Below are 18,719 nucleotides of genomic sequence, written 5' to 3'. Positions count from 1 at the left end.
ATTACGTTTACCTTCATGAAAACTAAGAGGGTGGAACGTTAGATTTTATCGTTCCACCCTCTATGATACCACCCTAGCTTCTAACCTTTATAGCATCCTGTACAACGGATTGTAGCTGTGTGAGGGCTTGGTATAACTCTCCTTGCAAGTGCACCCTGAGCACTCTTCTCCCTCTTCCCTTCAAGGCTTCAAAATCTCCCAGAGCTTGAGCCCTCTTGAGAACGTTGAAGCTGTAAGGAACTCCTGGTATTGGTATGTCTTGAGGCTCATCGTAAGTTACCTGCAAGAATATGCCGTTATCCGCTCCGCCCTTATGTAATTGCCCTGTGGAATGCAGGAATCGCGGTCCATAGCCAAAGGTAGTAGCTATCCTTAGCGCATCTCTTAGCTGGATTCTAGCTTCCTGTAAGGGCTTTTTGACCTCTGGATCATAAGGCACATAAGCCATAAGAGCCAGGTAGTCCCCCGCCTTTGCGCTGGATAGGAAAGCTTCTAACGCTCCTGCAAGAGTATGTCCTTGATATCCATACAGAGAGATCGATCCTTCGGTTATATCAGGCTCAGGCTCTGGTAGCTTGCCTGTGTTTTCATACTCTCGCAGGAGGCGATTGGTATTATCTTTGCTCTCCTGTACGTTGGGCTCATCAAATGGATTGATCCCGAGTATAGCCCCAGCTATGGCTGTAGCAATCTCCCATCTCAGGAACTCTCCACCCATATCTGTTGGGCCTGCTAATTGAAGTGTAACGACTGGGTGCCCGGACTGTGCCAATCTCTCAAGCTTCTGCCCCATCTCTTTGTCCTCAGGGGAGCCCATGTCTAAGTGGACGAAGAGCCTATCGTCTCCGTAGGAGCTGGGCTCACCTAAGGTCTCGCCCTCGACGGGTAGTATGCCTTTGCCTTCTTTACCCGTGCTTTCGGCTATAAGTTGCTCTACCCAATAGCCAAAGGTGCCTATCCCAGGCGAGATCACCAGAGTAAGCTTGTCTCTGCCAGCTAGCGCCATCTCACCCATGATAGTGCCGAGCCACACGCCGGGGTTGTCCTGAGGATCTACATCAGGACCGCATTCCTTTGACATGTCCTGAGCTCTGTCCAAAAGCTTATCTATTGGGGCGCCAATTATAGCCCCAGGCACTAGTCCAAAGTAGGACAATGCGGAGTATCTTCCACCTATGTCCTCTCTGTTCTCGAACACGGCCCTGAAACCTTTGGATCTGCCCTCCTCGGCAAGCTTTGTCCCTGGATCTGTGATCGCTATGAAGTGCTTGCCAGGGTTGCTTGCACCCAGAGAGCTAACCTTATCCCAGAAGTACTTGAACTGCGAGACCGTTTCGATAGTTGTGCCGGACTTGCTGGCAACTATGAACAAGGTCTTTGACAGATCTATCTTGTCCTCTACAGACTTGATAGTTGTACTATCTGTGGTATCAAGCACGTGGAGTTCTGGATATCCCTGTGCTGAGCCAAAGGTATGGCGCAGCACATCGGGAGCAAGGCTGCTACCTCCCATGCCAAGAAGCACTGCGTGTGTAAAACCTTCGGCCCTAAGCTCATCTGCAAAAGTTTGCAGATTGGGGACTTCTTTGATCATCTCTTGGATGACGTCCAGCCAACCTAGCCTGTTGCGAATCTTCTGCTGGACGGCTGGGTCATCCTTCCAGATGCTGGCATCGTGTTGCCATAACCGCCTGCCGACCGACTCCTGCTGGAATCGGTGGAGGCGGTCAGTTATTTTCCCTCGTAGGAGCCCAAATTAGCGAACTGCCTGTCTTTGAGTTCCGCCATCAGAGTCTCCCTCTTCTCGTTGATCACCTTGTCCAGGCTGTCGAAGGAATCCGCAAAGAGCTTGACTCCATCTGCCTGGAGCTTGTCAGTTACATCTTTCATGCTTATTCCAAGGCTCTCGAGTTTCTCGATCACGGCATATGCCTGGTCGAGGTCCTTGTCAATGGTCCTGGCCACTTTGCCATGGTCCAGGAACGCCTCTATGGTCTGTGGAGGCATAGTGTTGACCGTATCGGGTCCGATGAGCTCTTCCACATACATGACGTCTCTGTATGCGGGGTTCTTGGTGCTCGTGCTGGCCCACAGAGGCCTTTGTACCCGTGCGCCCTTGGATTTCAGGCTCTCCCACCTCTCGCCTTGGAACTTCTTGAGGAAGTGTTGATAGGCTATGCGTGCATTGGCTATTGCTGCTTTTCCAAGAAGGCTCTCGAGCTCACTCTTCTTCTGGCTGTCCTGCTCAGATTCGATGAGCTTCTGCAGTCTCTTGTCCACCTCTGTGTCGACTCGGCTTACGAAGAAGCTGGCTACGGAAGCGATCTTATCTATGGGCTTGCCCTCAGACACTCTCTGCTCCAGCCCTTCGAAGTAGGCATCCATAACGCGCTCGTAGTAATCGATGGAGAATATGAGGGTAATATTGACGTTTATGCCCTCACTGATTAACTGCCTAATGGCAGGGATGCCCTGGTCGGTAGCGGGCACCTTTATGAAGATGTTCGGACGATCGATGGTCTGGAAGAACTTTCGGGCCTCAGCGATTGTGCCCTCAGTATCGTAGGCCAGCTTGGGGTTGACCTCTATACTGACGTAGCCATCAAGCCCCCCTGTTTCATCATACACAGGCCGGAGGACATCAGCAGCCATGCGTATGTCCTCCACAATCAGTCCTTCGTAGATCTCAGACTGGGAAGCTCCCTTCTGTACCAGCTGCCTGAAGGCTTCATCGTACTCCTTTGAGCTGGAGATAGCCTTTTCGAATATGGTTGGGTTAGATGTCAGACCCCTTATGCCTTTATCTATCAGGGATTGGAGCTCCCCGGACTTGATTATATCTCTGGTGATGTAGTCTATCCATGGGCTCTGCCCTTGTTCGATAAGCTCGTGTAGTCTAGTGCGCATTTTTGTTTACCTCCCGATAGCGCTATTTGGATAGCTCACGTACTGCGTTGGCTATATGCTTGGCGCTGATGCCTGCTGCATCCAACAGCTCCTGCGGTTTACCAGAGCCAGGCATATCGCGGACCGCCAGGTGCTTGACCTTGATATCAGAAAGCGATACTTGCCCTGAATCGGCCAGAGCAGAGAGTACTGCCTCGCCCAGACCACCCTCTGCCCAGTGATCCTCTGCAATCACCAGTTTGCCACCTGTAGCCCGCAGGGATTCGATCAGGGTAGATACATCGATCGGCTTGACAGAGTAGGCATCTACTACCCTAATAGATACCCCCTCTTTTTGCAGCTCCTCGTAGGCCTTAATCGCCTCGTGTACCGTTATGCCGGCGGCAACGACCGTGGCCACATCGTTGTCTGACTGCTTGACGACCTTGCTGCCGCCTATCTTGAATTCCTCGTCAGAGGAATAAATGACAGGTGTCTTCTCTCTAGTAGTCCGCAGGAAGCTGATGCCGCTCTGGTCTGCCATGGCGGCTACCAGCTGGGCGGTCTGATTGGCATCGCAAGGGTACAGCACCGTGCTGCCATGTACCGCGCGCATCATCGCTATGTCTTCCAGACCCATCTGCGAAGGGCCATCCTCTCCGATGGATACGCCTGCATGAGAACCGCAGAGCCTGATGTTAGCGCGAGATATGGCGCCCATGCGTATAAAGTCATAAGCCCTTGTTAGGAACGCAGCGAACGTGGACGCGAAGGGTACCCACTTGCGCACTCCAAGGCCTATAGCTGCGGCAACCATCTGTTGCTCTGCTATGTACATCTCAAAGAACCTGTCTGGATAGGCCTTGGCGAATTTTTCAGAATAAGTAGAATTGCTTACCTCTCCATCAAGGGCTACTACATCTCCTCTGGCTGCGCCAAGCGCCTTGAGGGCATCCCCGTAGGCTCCTCTAGTGGCCACGGAATCACCTACCTCGTACTTGGGAAGCTCCACGGGCTTGTTCTCTCCTCTGCTTGGAGCCTCTACCGGATCTGGCTTGGGAACCTCTATGGTTATGTTCCTCTCACCGCCCAGTTCCTCAATCGCCTTGGGGAGGCTATCCTTATCTATGGGCTTACCATGCCATCCCTCCTTATCCTCAAGGAAGCTCACCCCTCTACCCTTATGGGTGCGTGCGAGGATAACGGTAGGTTGGCCTGTGACCTGTATGGCCTCCTCGTATGCTCGATCTATCTCCTCAAGGTTATGACCATCTATCTCTATGACGTGCCAGCCGAAGGCCTTAGCGCGCTCTGCGTAACCGTCCAGATTCCATCCAAGCATCGTCTCGCCACGTTGGCCAAGCCTGTTGACGTCTACTATCGCTATCAGGTTGTCGAGCTTGTAATAGCCAGCATGTTGGAAGGCCTCCCACATCGAGCCTTCAGCCATCTCGCTATCGCCACAGAGCACCCAGACTCTGTAGGGAAGTTTCTCAAGATACTTGCCAGATAGCGCTATGCCTACAGCTATTGGTAGCCCCTGCCCAAGGGAACCAGTGGCAACATCCACCCATGGTATAGCGGGTGTGGGGTGTCCCTGGAGCCGGCTACCAAACTTTCTAAAGGTCATCAATTCCTCATCGGTGATGGCTCCTGCTGCCTTGAACATGGAGTATAGCAGAGGAGAGGCATGCCCCTTTGAGAATACAAGGTGATCGTTTGCGGGATTCTCTGGATTGTTGAAATCGTATCGCAGATATTTGCTCATTAGGACTGCCATGAGGTCCGCAGCAGACATAGAAGAGGTGGGATGACCGGATCCTGCCTCAGTGCTGCACCTGAGGCTATCTACTCTCAACTGTTGAGCTAGTTCGTGCCACTGCTCGATCTGGGTCTTCTGGTCGGTTGTTACAGCCATTTAACTTAGCCTCCTTACTAATATAAGCGACAGATCAAGATTCGTGCCGCCATGGTTCCAAATTCCACATTCCCCTGAATATAGATTATATACCTAGGTGCTATCCTAGGCGAAACCTACGGAGCTTCTAGCCTTGCGGGGGAGTCCTTTAAATCGCTAATCGCCCCTATAGCTTCCAGAACTAGTAGAGCAGCTCCTCTCGCTGAAGGTTCTTCTTCCAGACAAATCATTGTTGGGCGTCTCAAGACATCGCTGAGAGCCTTTCTCAAAGCCTGAGATTTTGTGATAGCACCACCGCTCAAGATCGTGACTCTATCATCACTACCTAATGAGTTATCCAGCATATCGTGTACCTTGGCGAACTCATACAGCACTCCCAGCATGCCGGCTTTGAATATGTCCTCGGGTTTTGTGTCCAACCTCAGTCCTTTGATAGTGCCAGTAGCATCAGGGCGCCACCTAGGGCTTCTTTCTCCTGCCAGATAGGGTTCGAATACCAAGCCGGGTTTGACATCCTGAATGGTCAGTAGGCACCACTCGGCTTGCTCGTGCGAGATGCGTAGTGTCTCGGTGAGCCATTCATACATATTACCGGCGTTGCTTAGGGCGCCTCCAAATAGTAATCTGTCCTCATCTATCCTGTACAGCCACAGACCGTGGGGTGGCTCTAAATACTGATCAACCACGATTCGAATGGCTCCGCTGGTGCCAAAATTTATTGCAACTTTACTGCTATCGGAGGCTCCACTACCTATATTGGAGCAGGCCCCATCCCCTACTGCAGGGTACCACGGGATACTAGCGAGGTCCTTCCATGGAAAATCTGAGACGCGCAGGTACCCCAAGGGCTCTCTTAGAGAAGTGAGCCTCGGGAGAGAATTTTCTCTCAGATCGAGGAGATCGATCCAGAAGGGATCCCACGACATCTCACGCTGCAGGTAGATGCCCGTACCTGATGCCATGCCATGAGCACATCCTAACTCTCCCGTGAGCCTCAGCTGTACATATTCGGCAAACGATAGCCATTTGTTTACTTGAGAGTACAGCTGAGGTTGTGAGTCTCTTAGCCAGACCAGTTTTGATGGCCAGTAGGAGGAATGAAGCGGACAGCCATTCTTTTTGTATATCTCGTCCACGCTTGCTTTATGCCTTAGTTGCTCTACGTATGGAGCTGAGCGTGTGTCTGCCCACAGGTAAACAGGAGTGATAGCCTTTCCTCTGGAATCGATACCCATGAGGCTATGCCAGAAAGACGTCATAGCTATTGCAGCTGGCATAATGCCATACTCCCGAGCAGCTGATAGCGATTTATCTATGACAGCACAGACTTTAGTGAAAGCCTCTTCGGGATCTAGCTCAGATCCACCATCTGGGGTGGTTGTCGGTGAGTGCTCGATGGCATATAGGGTTCCACCAACTATAGATCCGGTGGCGTCTATCATGCAGGAACGTATAGACGATGTGCCTACATCTATACTCAGAACACAGGGCTTTGACAGTTTATGGGACATGGGAAACTCTGGTAGTGTATTTTCTAGAATCTTCGCATAACTTGAACTCTAGGGCAAGGTGTGTAAGGGGTATTGGAATAATGAGAGAAATCGAGGTAAAGCTTAGGGTTGAGAACCTGGAAGAAGTTGAGGATAGACTCAGGGGGGCAGGAGCTACGCTCAGGGAAGCGCATGTAGAAGAGGTTGACCGGATATTCAGAGATGTTAACGGCGATCGTCTTGAGGGGCAGCTTTTACGCCTGCGCACCTCTGCAGGTAAAAACACCCTCACATGGAAGGGTGTGCCTAAATTTAAGGGAGGAGTGAAAGAGAGAGATGAAGAACAGACAGGCGTAGAATCAGCAGAGGCCATGATCGAGATATTAAGGCGTTTGGGCTTCGAAGTCGACCTTGAGTTTTCCAAGGTGCGCAACTACTGGGAGCTAGGGGGTTGTGTGGTGAGCCTGGACAGGCTGCCTTTTGGGACCTACGTCGAGATAGAGGGAGAGGAGTTGTCAATAAAGAAAGTAAGACGGCTACTGGGGCTGGAGTCTATAGAGGAGGTGAGGCTCAGCTATCCTGAGATGGCCAGAAGATACCTTAGAAAATGATGACTTGACAAAATGTGTGACAGTAATGCATTATCCTTGTCGTGGGAAGATAGCCAGATATACAAAGTACCATATATTGGCGACCATACTTAGGTCAAATTAGTTGTTATATTTTTCCGGTCCCGGGGTTATAATAACCATCATGTAGAGCCCTGTTAGTGCGGAAGTACAAGACGAGGGGTAAGAAGGGATCTGTAAGCAAGGTAAGGGGGTGATGATACCGAAGCTAGTCCTTAAGCTATATGTCAGGTAAGTCAATTGCGTTTTTCTTTATGTAGGGCAAATCAAATCTCTTAAGATTACAAAGGAGGTACAATGGACAGCCACAAGCGCTCTTTCAAGATGCTGCTTGCCACAGGTGTTATGAGCCTGTTTCTGGCTGCGTGTGGTGGCGGAGGAGGTGGCCAGACTCCTACTCCGAGTGCTGCCAGTCCGTCGCCCTCACCAGCAGCTAGTCCAACGCCTGCGGCCTCACCGATGGGCAGTCCGACACCAGCTGCTTCAGCTACACCTGCAGTATCTCAAACTCCGACGGTCTCGGAGACCCCTACTACTGGTGGGCAGACCGGTGGCGGACAGGCTTACAAACTCGGTCCTGCTCTTATGGGAGGTGGGGCTGAGAATCCGGATGCAGATCCCAACGCCACTCTAACTATAGACTACGCCAAGGGGGCTCAGACCTTCGACCCGCAGGTTGAGTCCTTTGTCAACGAGATCCAGGTAAGCTCTCAGGTGTTCGCACCACTTCTGGCTCTCGACAAGGATAACAACCTGGTCGCGAATGCCGCGGAGAGCATGACCGTTTCTCCTGATGGCAAGACCTACACGTTCAAGATTCGTTCGGGCATGACCTACTCTGATGGCAAGCCTACCACCGCTAAGGATTACGCTTACGCCATCAAGAGAGCCTGCGATCCCAACGTGAACGGTAAGTACTCTTCGATACTTTACGCCATCCAGGGCTGCCAGGCTTGGCGCGAAGCCGATCTAGAGAAGGACAAGGCCAAGCTTCCACAGTTGAAGGCTGTTGTTGATCAGGCCATAACTGCTCCAGATGACCAGACACTAGTCATCAAGCTGACACAGCCCGCCGGTTACTTCCCATATGTTATGGATACATGGGTTACTTATCCGTCTCGCCAGGACCTGGTGGAGGCCGGTGGTACTAACTGGTGGAAGGACCCCAAGTACTTCATCGGTAATGGCCCCTTCAAGATGGTCAGCTACAACCCGCAGCAGGGTGTAGTATTCGAGCGCAACGATAACTACTTCCGTGGCAAGCCGGGCGTTGCCAAGCTTGTCTTCAAGGTCATCAACGATCCTCAGGTTGGCTTCCTGGCCTACCAGAGGGGTGAGCTTGATGCTGTAGGTATATCTGCTGACCAGCTACCTCAGATCAAGGGCGATCTGCAGAATCAGCTGGTGAGGCAAGTTGATGCTGCTACCTTCTACATTGGTTTCAACCTCGAGAAGAAGCCGTTTGATAACCAGAAGGTTCGCCAGGCTATAGCTTACGCTCTCAACCGCGAGCAGTACATTAGGCAGATCAACCAAGGGGTTGGTAAGCCTGCTGGTACTTTCATCCCGCCTGGAGTGCCCGGTCATCAAGATGAAGTGCAGCAGACATATGATCCGCAGAAGGCCAGGCAGCTGCTTGCTGAGGCTGGTTATCCCAACGGCAAGGGCTTCCCGCCGCAGAAGCTGTACTACGATGCTGAGGATAGCGCTGCCAAGAAGAGGGCTATCTTCATCCAGCAGAACCTGAAGCAGGTTCTCAACATAGACATCGTAGCTACGCCGCTGGAGTCCACAACCCTGCAGTCCATGCTGAACGATAGGTCCAAGAACCCACCAATCTACAGGTTGGGTTGGATTCAGGACTATCCGCATCCGCAGGACTGGGATTCGCTGGTGTTCGGCAACAACAGCCCACTATCGCCCAACGGCTGGAACGATCCTGAGTTCAACGCATTGGTGAACAAGGCTGACAAGCTACCTCTGGATCAGGCCTTGCCGCTTTACCAGCAGGCGGAGAAGATCCTGGTCGAGAAGGCTCCGGTGGCCTTCCAGTTCCACTCTGAGTCGCTGGTACTGATCAAGCCTAATGTCAAGGGCGTGTCCCACCACATAAGTGATCCGCTTGGTCTGATCTACGAGTCTGACAAGATATATAAGACCAAGTAATCGCTGTGAGGTCTATAAAGGGGTTACCACTTTGGTGGTAACCCCAATTTTATTTGTTTTGCTCCTGGACATAAGCGGTAAAATGATGTAAAACCTTCAAGCAGATAAAGTTCTTATAGTAGAGGGGATAAGGTGCTTAGGTTCATAGTCAACAGACTTTTGTGGATGATTCCAGTACTGTGGCTTGTTGGGACTGTAACCTTCTTCCTGATGCATGCTGCTCCTGGTAGTCCTTGGGATGCCAGGGTTGGGGGAAAGAACATCAGCCCCGAGCTCGAGAAGTCCTTCAACAGGAAGTACGGTCTTGACAAGCCCTTAGTAGTACAGTACCTGATCTATTGGCGCAACGTGCTCAAGCTCGACTTTGGGCAGTCTTATTCCAACGAGTCACAGACTGTGGTACAGCGCATAATGGCCGGGTTTCCCTACTCCGCAAGGATAGGACTCTACGCATGGGCCATGGCGCTGGTGTTGGGGATATCACTAGGCATCATAGCTGCCCTCAAACAAAACACTTGGATCGATTACGTGAGCCTGTTCTTCGCTACGGTGGGCTACACTATTCCCAGCTTTGTATTAGGTATATTTCTGCTAATTATCTTTGCTGTGAAGCTGGGGTGGGTGCCAGTACTGTTTGCAGGCTGGAAGAGCTATATACTTCCAAGTGTAGCTTTGGGGCTAAGTACAGCAGCTTTTATAGCTAGACTAACACGTGCTAGTGTATTGGAGATAATTCGGCAGGACTATATTCGTACAGCCAGAGCCAAAGGACTGCCGCCACGTATAATCAACCTCAGGCATATAGTCCGTAATGCCCTCATTCCAGTAGTTACTATCTCTGGTCCTGCTCTAGCTTCTCTTATAACGGGCACCATCATCATAGAAAATGTCTTCAATGTCCCTGGAATGGGATATCTCTTTATCCAAAGCATCTCTGCGCGGGATTATCCAGTGATCATGGGCACCACGCTGTTCTACACCTTCTTCATAGTGATAGGCAACCTGCTGGTAGACCTGACCTATGGCCTAGTGGATCCGCGCATCAAGACTAGCTAAGAAGGAGGCAAGAGTAATCCAATGGCAGAAGCAGCAGATCAACTTACAGCACTGAGAGAGGCCAGCGCTGTACGCCCTAGAGGTCTCTGGGTGGATGCCTGGAGAAGGCTCAAGCGCAACAAGATGGCAATAGCAGGTGCTGTCTATATAATTATCATGGCTCTGATAGCCATATTTGCTGATGTATTAGCTCCTCACAATCCTAATGCTATAGATCCTAATGCGGTACCTAACACCCCACCGTTTTGGGTGTCGGGGCACAATCCTCAGTATATTTTGGGTACTGACTCTCTGGCCAGAGATGAGCTTAGTAGGCTGATCTACGGCGCTCGAGTCAGCCTGATAGTAGGGTTCGTGCCTGTGTTTATAGTGGCAGCTATTGGGATCACTGTAGGTATGACCTCCGGGTGGCTGGGTGGTCGCGCGGATAACATTATCATGAGAATAGTGGACGTTGTGTACGCATTCCCTGCGCTCCTATTCTACATAGTAGTGCAGTCTGCCTTCAGGGATTCCAAGATCGGAGATATATTTGGTGGGTTGCTGCTCCTGTTCATAGCCTTTGCCATTACGGACTGGGTGAGCATGGCAAGGCTGGTCAGAGGAGAAGTCCTGAGGTTGAAGAACAGGGAGTTTGTGGAGGCAGCCAAAGCGCTGGGGGTACCCACGCGAAGGATACTCATAAGACATATACTGCCCAATAGCTTGGCGCCGATCATTGTTTCGATCGCCTTTGGAGTGCCTTCGTACATCCTTGCAGAGTCTTCCCTTAGCTACTTGGGATTGGGCGTCAAGCCGCAGACACCTACCTGGGGTAGCATGGTGTACGATAGCTTCCCGCAGGTGACCTATGCTCCCGAGTTCGTGCTGATGCCGGCTATCCTGATAGCGCTCATAATGCTTGCCTTTACCTTCTTGGGTGATGGTCTGAGGGATGCCCTTGACCCCTACATGGGCAAGTAGTTAGCCATACAAGCCTTGCAGGCTTTATCATAGATATAAGCGCAGCCGAGGGTTCAGAAGGCCCTCGGCTGCATCTTGTGAGTCAGGGTCTCTGACCATATGCTCTCTTAATCTCACTTTCGGAGGGGATGGGGTGTCGGAGGGGGTAGTGGCTGGTACGTCCTATAAGGTGGGCGAGCTGGAACGTGAGAGGTTCACGAAGCTTAACTTCAGGCACAACTTCCTGATAATGCTCGCCGATTCCATATCCTTTCAGCTGGCTACAAGCTTGATGTCTCAGGTCACGATATTACCTCTGTTCGTGCGGGAGATAACTGATTCCACCTTGGCAGTGGGCCTGATAACTGCTATAGCGAGCCTGGGCACGCTGCTGCCCGCGATATTTGTTGCTGGCTACATCGAGCAGAAGGCGATTCAGAAGTGGTACCTGTTTATCGTTGCCCTGGTGGAGAGGTTCCCCATACTGGTGCTGTCCATACTCACTCCGCTGCTGGGCCGGAGCAACCCTGACCTTCTTCTGTGGGTGTTCTTTGGGGCATGGACCATGCACAACCTAGCAATGGGCTTGAACATGCCCTCGTACTTCAACCTCTTCTCGAAGGTCATACCACCTAATAGGAGGGGCATTACCTGGGGGCTTGGAGGTACCATAGGTGGGCTGCTGGCGATACTGGGCAGCTCTCTGTCGGGGGTTCTCCTGGAGAGGTACGGTTTTCCGGATGCTTTTGCTATGATATTCTTCCTAGCGTTCGTGATACTCTTTGTGGGCATCCTGGGCTTTCCGTTTACTAGGGAGCTGCCTTCGGAGACGCTCACCAGCCATAGATCCGTCCTGGAGTATCTGAGGAGAGCTCCTAAGGTGTTGGTGGAGGACAGGGAATTTGGTGTGTTTGTGGGAGCCCAGGCCATCTACACGCTAGCGTTCATGGCTCCGGCGTTCTACACCGCCTATGCCATAGATCGGTTTAGAGCTTCTCCTCAGCAGGTGGCACTTTTTACGACCATACTCATGGTATCGAACACGGTTGCCAACCTGCTCTATGGCACACTGGCCGACAGGCGCGGCAACAAGATAGTCCTCCAGATAGCTATGGCTTCCGGAGTGCTCGCACCGCTGCTTGCTGCTATAGCGCCATCTATAGAGTGGTTCTACTTAGTGTTCGCTCTCAACGGCCTGATGATAGTAGGGTCCAATATGGGCAGCTCCAACATGCCACTGGAGTTTGCACCTCCGGGGCAGGTGCCGACCTACAGCTCGATCAACATGGCCATCACGGCCCCCCTAAGGAGCTTAGTGCCGATTCTAGGCGGTGTTATAGCGGGTTATGGCTACGTGAGCATCTTCATGATTGCGGTCATGGCAGCGCTGCTGGCGCTCCTGGTCACGTCTATGCTGGTTAGAGACCCAAGGTTTACCAGGAGTATGAAACTGTAGGAACAGGAGGACAAATATGACGGATGGTCGGTTCAGGATAGAAAAAGACTCCATGGGCGAGGTCAGGGTTCCAGCTGATGCTTACTATGGTGCGCAGACCCAAAGAGCTGTGGAGAACTTCCCGATCAGCGACTTGCGATTCCCGAGGAGATTCATCAAAGCCCTTGGACAGATCAAGATGGCTGCTGCCGAGGTGAACGCTGAGCTGGGGCTGCTTGATCCCCGTATAGCAGACGCGATAGTGAGGGCGGCCCGGGAGGTTATCGATGGGAAGATGGACTCCCAGTTCGTTATCGATATCTTCCAGACTGGATCCGGCACCTCGACCAACATGAACGCCAACGAGGTGATAGCCAACAGGGCCATCGAGATATTGGGTGGCGAGATCGGGTCCAAGTCCCCAGTCCACCCTAACGACCACGTGAATCTGGGGCAGAGCTCCAATGATGTTATCCCTACAGCCATTCATGTTTCTACGTTGTCGGCCATACAGGAGGCCCTGGAACCTGCGCTGAGCGAGTTGTTAGCAGCTCTACGCGAGAAATCTGTAGAGTTCATGCCTATTATCAAGACCGGCAGGACCCACCTGCAGGATGCTACCCCCATCCGTCTAGGCCAGGAATTTGAGGGATACGTTGGTCAGGTGGAGAGGGCGTTGCAGCGCCTGTCCTATGCTAAGGCCGAGCTCTCGGAGGTGGCGCTCGGGGGCACGGCCGTGGGCACCGGGATAAACACGCATCCGGAGTTCGCCCACAGGGTGTGTGAGAAGCTCTCGCAGCTGAACGGCTTTGAGATCAGGGAGACGACGAACCACTTTCAGGCGCAGAGCTCGCTGGATGCCTGTGTGCTCACCAGCGGCGTACTCAAGACGATAGCCGTGAGCCTCATGAAGATCGCCAACGACATCAGGTGGTTGGGGTCGGGCCCTAGGGCCGGGATCGGAGAGCTGGAGCTACCCGAAGTTCAGCCTGGCAGCTCTATAATGCCGGGGAAGGTGAATCCGGTGATAGCCGAGAGCCTGCTGATGGTGTGCGCGCAGGTGATCGGCAACGATACTGTCGTAACCACAGGCGGCCAGTGGGGGAACTTCGAGCTGAACACCATGATGCCTGTGGTGGCCTACAACCTGCTGCAATCTGTAGAGATAATGGCATCTGCCTCCGGCAACTTTGCGGCAAAGTGTGTCAGGGGGCTGAGAGCGACGGAGAGAGGCCCTCAGCTGGTGGAGCAGGGTTTGGCGATATGCACAGCCCTTGCTCCTGAGATAGGTTACGATGCTGCTGCTAAGATAGCACAGGAGGCGCACCGGACAGGCAGGACTATACGTGAGGTGGCTCGGGAGAGGACGCAGCTTTCAGACGAAGAGCTAGATCGGATACTCAACCCGGAGGTCATGACCGAGCCTGGAAGGAACATAGGTCCAGCCGGTGGCTAGTGGCGAGGTGGAGCTGGACCCCTGCCATTACGGCCGGTAGATATACATTAGTCTTGGGGTGATGTCGTAACCGGCGGATCTGAGGATCTTCATAGCGTCGGGCTCGGTCGACATCTGTAGCCTGCTGCTGAGCAGCGAGAACAGAGACACAGAGTGACGATACCTGACCACCTGAGCGTTCTTTATACCTGCGAGCTGTTCCGCTACCTGTACAGCCTTATCCAGGTTGCCCAACTCATCCACCAACCCTAGCTGTTTGGCCTGTTGTCCGGAGTATACTCGGCCGTCGGCCAGCTGCCTGACTCTGGAGGCTGACATCTTGCGACCTTTGGAGATCACGCTGACGAACTGGTTGTAGGCCTCGTCGACCAACTGCTGCAGGATCTGCCTCTCCTCCTTGGTCGGCTCCCGGAAGGGGTTACCCATGTCTTTGAACTCTCCGCTGCGGATAACCACCTGGCTTATGCCTACTTTGTCCGCAGCCTTGGAGAGGTTCATGTACTCCATGATCACACCCAGAGAGCCGGTGAGGGTCATGGGGTTGGCAACTATCTTATCCGCAGCCATCGAGATGTAGTATCCTCCCGAGGCGGCTGTGCTGACCATACGCACCACCACAGGCTTGTGTGTTCTCTGCTTGAAGTCCAGGATCTCCCTGTACATCTCATCGCTGGCCACGACCTCTCCACCGGGAGAGTCCACTTCGAGGATGACGGCCTTGACCTTGGAGTCGTTTTCGGCCTGGTCGAGCATGGCCTTCAGGGCTTCGGGCGTAGCGGCGGAGGTGGTAAACCCTCCTGCGCTTTCTTGTATCGTCCCTGTCACGGGGATGATGGCGACCTTCCACTCGCCGTTGCCCTGCACTGCCTCCTCACGTATGGACTGGGCGGTGCTTTCTACCGATCGGCCCATCAGAGCCACCAGGGCCACACACGCTACACATGCTACCGCCAGTGCAGACAGGAACACAACTATAGGTATCCATGATCTCTTCTTGGTTTGAGGTTGCGGTTGTGGTTGTGCGGGTGTCTCCAATAGGGTCTCCTCTTATGAGCTTACTCTTGTAGTTATAACCAGACTTAGTATTATAGCTGCTACGAACATGAGTATAAAAAACACGCCTAGACACCCAAGGCAAGATAGTCCGCAGGATGCCACGCTCTTCCTGGGATCCAGCTGGTGTACGTGTCTGATGCCCGTTACTGCCAGCCAGGCCATCCACATGAATTGCCCTATCAGCAGACTGAAGGACAGTGAACCCAGGAAGGCCGCTGCTGGGCTATCTGGGGATGTGGTGGAGGCGGCTGCCGCCAGAACTGAGCCTGCCACCAACCCCACGATGAGAGGAAGCTGGGATACGCCCGAGACCACTAGCATGGATGACAACCTGCCCGTGCCACCGAACGCTCTGCCAATAAGGTACATGAGGACACCGAGCACCAGCCAGATGATGAATGGGTAAGTGGCGGCTGCTATAGGCGTTAGCACTTTCATTGCTTGCTGGGTGGCCTGGAGAACGTCACGTGGCACGTCGGGGAAGTATTGTTGCTCCAGCTGCAGGACGCCGCTGTTGAGATTGATCAGGGTGGTGATGAGGTTCAGGAAGGCCAGCAGCGACACGGTACCAATTGCCCATCGTGTGCCGCCAGCTTTCAGCAGTCGTGGGAACTCTTCATTTGGGGCCCAAAGGATTCGTAGAGTCTCCATTAGCTGCCTCCGGGGTCCTGCTCCACCAATGCCTGTATGATCTTGGGCAGGGATACATCGTACCTGTAGCTGGTGTTGGAGTGGTTGTCGTCGAACTCTTCGTACTCATAGGGCACTCCAAGCTCTTCCAGCTTGGAGGTGAGGATCCTGGCCCCGAAGTGGAGGTTGTACTGATCTCTGAAGCCGCAGTCCAGGAAGAGCAGCTTGAGCGATCTGAGCGAGTCAGCGTAGCGGTCTACCATGTGGACAGGGTCGTTCTCCAGCCATCTCTGCCAGACGTCATCTCTTATCTGGCAGGTTCTCAGGTCAAAGGGGAAATCTATCCCCAGAGGTTTGTTGGGATCAGGCGAGTAGGCGGCAGCCATGGCCAGTATGTTCACGGCCTCGAAGTCGCTGCTGGACTTCTTGGGCTTGTCGTTGAATTGTTGCCACCAGGCCTCGAGTCCTCCTGCCCGCTCGATAGCGCTCACGAACTTCGGGAAATCCGGCTTGTAACACAGCTCGAAGTACATGTCCCCGCTGTGGCAGGCGACCGCTGAGAAGACATCCGGATGCCTCATGCCCAGCACCAATGCTCCGTAGCCTCCGCTACTCTTACCCATGATACCCCTATGGTCGCGACCTGGCAGGGTATTGTAGCTGTTATCTACCAAAGGCACGATCTCGGTTGTGATGTGGTCCTCGTACATGCCGGTTGCGGTGGAGTTTATGTACTGACTACCCCCGAAGGACGTGAAGCAGTCGGGCATAACAAGTATGGCGGGGGGTACTCCCTGGGATATAAGCTTGTCCATACGCTCGGCGATGTTAGGCTGCCAGGGCTGAAAGTTCAGGAAGGACCTGCCGGTGCCTGAGAATCCCGCGAGCATATATACCACAGGGTAGCCTTGAGAGGACTCGCTGTAGTCAGGTGGCAAGTACACCAGCAGCTCACGCTCCCAAGGATCACCCAGGGGATTGGTCTTCAGCACCTTGCTCTGTACGGTGATCGACTCAACTCTTCCTCTCTTCATCCTCAGCTCCTATGAGTCCAATATCTACAGGCATTTTCTCAGAAGCAGGATACCATACCAAGAGCGTAAACCTTTGGGGGGCATGCAGAGAGTGTGAGGAAATTGGCACCCAGGTAGACACACATGATGCATATCCGCTGCTATCAGTCATGCGCTAACCCTTCATCGGAGGCGCTATTGCTCCTTGTCTTGCCCTCTTGTAGAGAGTCATAGATCACCCGCTCCTGGCATCTTACGCCGAGGGTGCTTTCGCGAGCGATCAGCCTAAAGTCCACCTGTTCTTCTCTGGGAGGAGTTGTATTGCCTTCTTCCATGCGAGATATCAGCATGGAGATCGCGATGCGTGCGATCTGTGCCTTGTTGGGAGATATGCTGGTGAGTGTAGGGTTGCTGTAGCTGGCCTCCTCTATGTCGTCGAAGCCCACTACTGCGACGTCCTCTGGTACCCTCAGCCCAAAGTTTATAAGGGTCCTTATGGCCCCCAGTGCAAGCAGATCGTTGAAGCAGAACACTGCGTCCGGCGGGTCCTTGAGTTCCAGCAGCTTCCTCATGGCCTCGGCGCCCTCGTGCCTGTGATAGGCTGGTGCTCTGGCTATAAGATCCTGGTCGATCCCTATTCCTGCCTCTTGCAGGGCTTCACAGTATCCTCTGAGGCGTAGGTGCCCGGTCTGTACGACGACCCCGGGCTGCGCTCCGATCGCTGCGATACGCCTTCGGCCGAGATCCAACAGGTGCCGTACGGCCACGTGCGCGGCCTTGACGTTGTCTATGCCTACGTGGTCCAATATACCGTCGGTGGCCCCCTCGCCGAGCAGGACGAGAGGGGTATCATCCTTCCGCTCCAGCAGGTCTCCCTTCCCTGTCTCTATGGGGCTAAAGATAATGCCGTCCACCATCTGAGGGCGTATGCCTGCCAGTACGAGCTTTTCTCTGTCCCTTACGCCACCTGTTTGATCGATAAGTACTGTGTATCCTCGCTCCTCGGCAACCCTGATGACCAGGCGGGCTAGCTCTGAAAAGTAGGGGAAGTCGATCTCCGGTACGGCAAGAGCGATAAGCCCCGACTTGCCATTACGCAGGTTCCTGGCAGATAGGTTGGGCCTGTAGTTCAGCTCCTCGAGTGCGCGCTGCACACGCATCCTGGTCTCCTCGGTCACATGAGGGTAGTTATTGACCACGTTGGAGACGGTCTTGACCGACACTCCAGCAAGCTTGGCCACATCCCTCAGGCTTGCACCCTGGAACCTCCTGGCCTTCCCGAGCTTATTCTGCTTATCGTCTGTCTGATCTGATTGAGGCATCAAGCAAATCTCCCAGGCAACATTATATAGGTCGCAGATTTCAAGAGGAATAGTCCCACTCTCAGCACCCCCGGGAACGGGAACCTTTGCGCTCCAAGCTCCCAGGATGCCCAAATTCCTGAATTCCCGATTTCCCGGTCTCTTAAGAATCGGGAAATCGGGAATTTCACATAAGCACTGTCCTCACAGGTACACCTGGGGAGAGTGGTGGCTGCCGGCTCACGAGGGCGCACCTGACTCCCTGGTGCCACCGCAGGCTTGAAGGGGTTATCGGAGGGTGATGTGGGCAGGGAGAGGATGCGGGGAGTGGACAGGGGACTGACCTCATTGCGACAGATGCTCCCCCGTCAGGAGTGCGTTTGGGATGGGCTGAGCGGAGGCTCTGGCTGTGGGCAGGAGCGGGGTAATGGTCCATGAGATGTGCTCCCTGTGGAGTCTTGCTGTGAGCGCGCAAGGTACACTCTGAGGGGAAGTGACGGAGCTGGAGTTTTTCCCGATTTCCCGGTCTCTTAAGTAATCGGGAAATCGGGAAAAAGGTCTTGGAGGTAAGCTCTAAGGTAGGGGTTGTTCCTCCCTGTGGGCAGCCTTTGGCTCCTGCAAGACTGCCACTTCCTCTGTGGCACAAGAGGTAGGCGGCTGCCTCTGACCTCACTTCCGACTTATGGGAGGCCTGTTGGTGGTGAAGCGGTGGGGGGTCTGCGGGCGGTGTGAGGGCGGCAT

General features: G+C 53.4%; 14 protein-coding genes. 6 read left to right on the top strand and 8 right to left on the bottom strand.

Translation table 11 applies throughout. The annotated features are described in order from the left end of the window. Positions 1-73: 73 nt before the first annotated feature. The 4 genes from N2245_RS05305 to N2245_RS05290 form a co-directional block, all read right to left on the bottom strand. Positions 74-1,735 (bottom strand): bifunctional transaldolase/phosoglucose isomerase, encoded by a 1,662-nt coding sequence (locus tag N2245_RS05305; protein WP_494535864.1) that lies wholly within the window; start codon positions 1,733-1,735, stop codon positions 74-76. Continuing rightward, positions 1,732-2,907 carry a transaldolase gene (tal, locus tag N2245_RS05300; protein WP_494535686.1) on the bottom strand — a complete coding sequence of 392 codons (1,176 nt, stop codon included), beginning with the start codon at positions 2,905-2,907 and terminating at the stop codon, positions 1,732-1,734. The genes N2245_RS05305 and tal overlap by 4 nt, the downstream gene beginning before the upstream one ends. Before the next feature lie 22 nt (positions 2,908-2,929). Further along, positions 2,930-4,804, bottom strand: a complete 1,875-nt coding sequence (locus N2245_RS05295) for a transketolase (RefSeq protein WP_494535685.1) — start codon at positions 4,802-4,804, stop codon at positions 2,930-2,932. Between the two features lie 116 nt (positions 4,805-4,920). Then, positions 4,921-6,315 (bottom strand): gluconokinase, encoded by a 1,395-nt coding sequence (locus tag N2245_RS05290; RefSeq protein ID WP_494535684.1) that lies wholly within the window; start codon positions 6,313-6,315, stop codon positions 4,921-4,923. An 80-nt stretch (positions 6,316-6,395) separates the two neighbouring features. On the opposite strand from N2245_RS05290, the gene N2245_RS05285 reads away from it, so the two are divergent. The 6 genes from N2245_RS05285 to N2245_RS05260 all read left to right on the top strand — a co-directional run bounded on the left by N2245_RS05285 (position 6,396) and on the right by N2245_RS05260 (position 13,978). Continuing rightward, positions 6,396-6,905 carry a class IV adenylate cyclase gene (locus N2245_RS05285; RefSeq protein ID WP_494535683.1) on the top strand — a complete coding sequence of 170 codons (510 nt, stop codon included), beginning with the start codon at positions 6,396-6,398 and terminating at the stop codon, positions 6,903-6,905. Positions 6,906-7,220: 315 nt separating this feature from the next. Further along, complete coding sequence (locus N2245_RS05280; RefSeq protein WP_494535682.1) at positions 7,221-9,089, top strand: peptide ABC transporter substrate-binding protein; 1,869 nt, start codon at positions 7,221-7,223, stop codon at positions 9,087-9,089. Between the two features lie 132 nt (positions 9,090-9,221). Next, positions 9,222-10,145, top strand: a complete 924-nt coding sequence (locus tag N2245_RS05275; RefSeq protein ID WP_494535681.1) for an ABC transporter permease — start codon at positions 9,222-9,224, stop codon at positions 10,143-10,145. A gap of 21 nt (positions 10,146-10,166) precedes the next feature. Then, entirely contained in the window at positions 10,167-11,108 is a 942-nt protein-coding gene (locus N2245_RS05270) for an ABC transporter permease (protein ID WP_494535680.1), read from the top strand. Between the two features lie 133 nt (positions 11,109-11,241). Continuing rightward, complete coding sequence (locus N2245_RS05265; RefSeq protein ID WP_494535679.1) at positions 11,242-12,543, top strand: MFS transporter; 1,302 nt, start codon at positions 11,242-11,244, stop codon at positions 12,541-12,543. Between the two features lie 16 nt (positions 12,544-12,559). Next, the gene (locus tag N2245_RS05260) at positions 12,560-13,978 is read left to right on the top strand and encodes a class II fumarate hydratase (RefSeq protein ID WP_494535678.1); all 1,419 of its coding nucleotides are present in this window, start codon (positions 12,560-12,562) and stop codon (positions 13,976-13,978) included. A gap of 27 nt (positions 13,979-14,005) precedes the next feature. On the opposite strand, the gene sppA is transcribed toward N2245_RS05260, so the two are convergent. The 4 genes from sppA to N2245_RS05240 form a co-directional block, all read right to left on the bottom strand. Next, positions 14,006-15,013, bottom strand: a complete 1,008-nt coding sequence (gene sppA / locus N2245_RS05255) for a signal peptide peptidase SppA (protein ID WP_494535677.1) — start codon at positions 15,011-15,013, stop codon at positions 14,006-14,008. A 12-nt stretch (positions 15,014-15,025) separates the two neighbouring features. After that, positions 15,026-15,685, bottom strand: coding sequence for a Yip1 family protein (locus tag N2245_RS05250; RefSeq protein WP_494535676.1), 660 nt, complete (start codon positions 15,683-15,685; stop codon positions 15,026-15,028). Further along, positions 15,685-16,698 carry an alpha/beta hydrolase gene (locus N2245_RS05245; RefSeq protein ID WP_494535675.1) on the bottom strand — a complete coding sequence of 338 codons (1,014 nt, stop codon included), beginning with the start codon at positions 16,696-16,698 and terminating at the stop codon, positions 15,685-15,687. The genes N2245_RS05250 and N2245_RS05245 overlap by 1 nt, the downstream gene beginning before the upstream one ends. 143 nt (positions 16,699-16,841) lie before the next feature. Next, positions 16,842-17,999, bottom strand: a complete 1,158-nt coding sequence (locus N2245_RS05240) for a LacI family DNA-binding transcriptional regulator (protein WP_494535674.1) — start codon at positions 17,997-17,999, stop codon at positions 16,842-16,844. Positions 18,000-18,719 lie beyond the last annotated feature (720 nt).

It is taken from the genome of Thermobaculum sp. T2p (assembly GCF_059335935.1).
The sequence above is the reverse complement of the archived record's forward strand: the minus strand, read 5'-3'. Positions and strand labels throughout refer to the sequence as shown.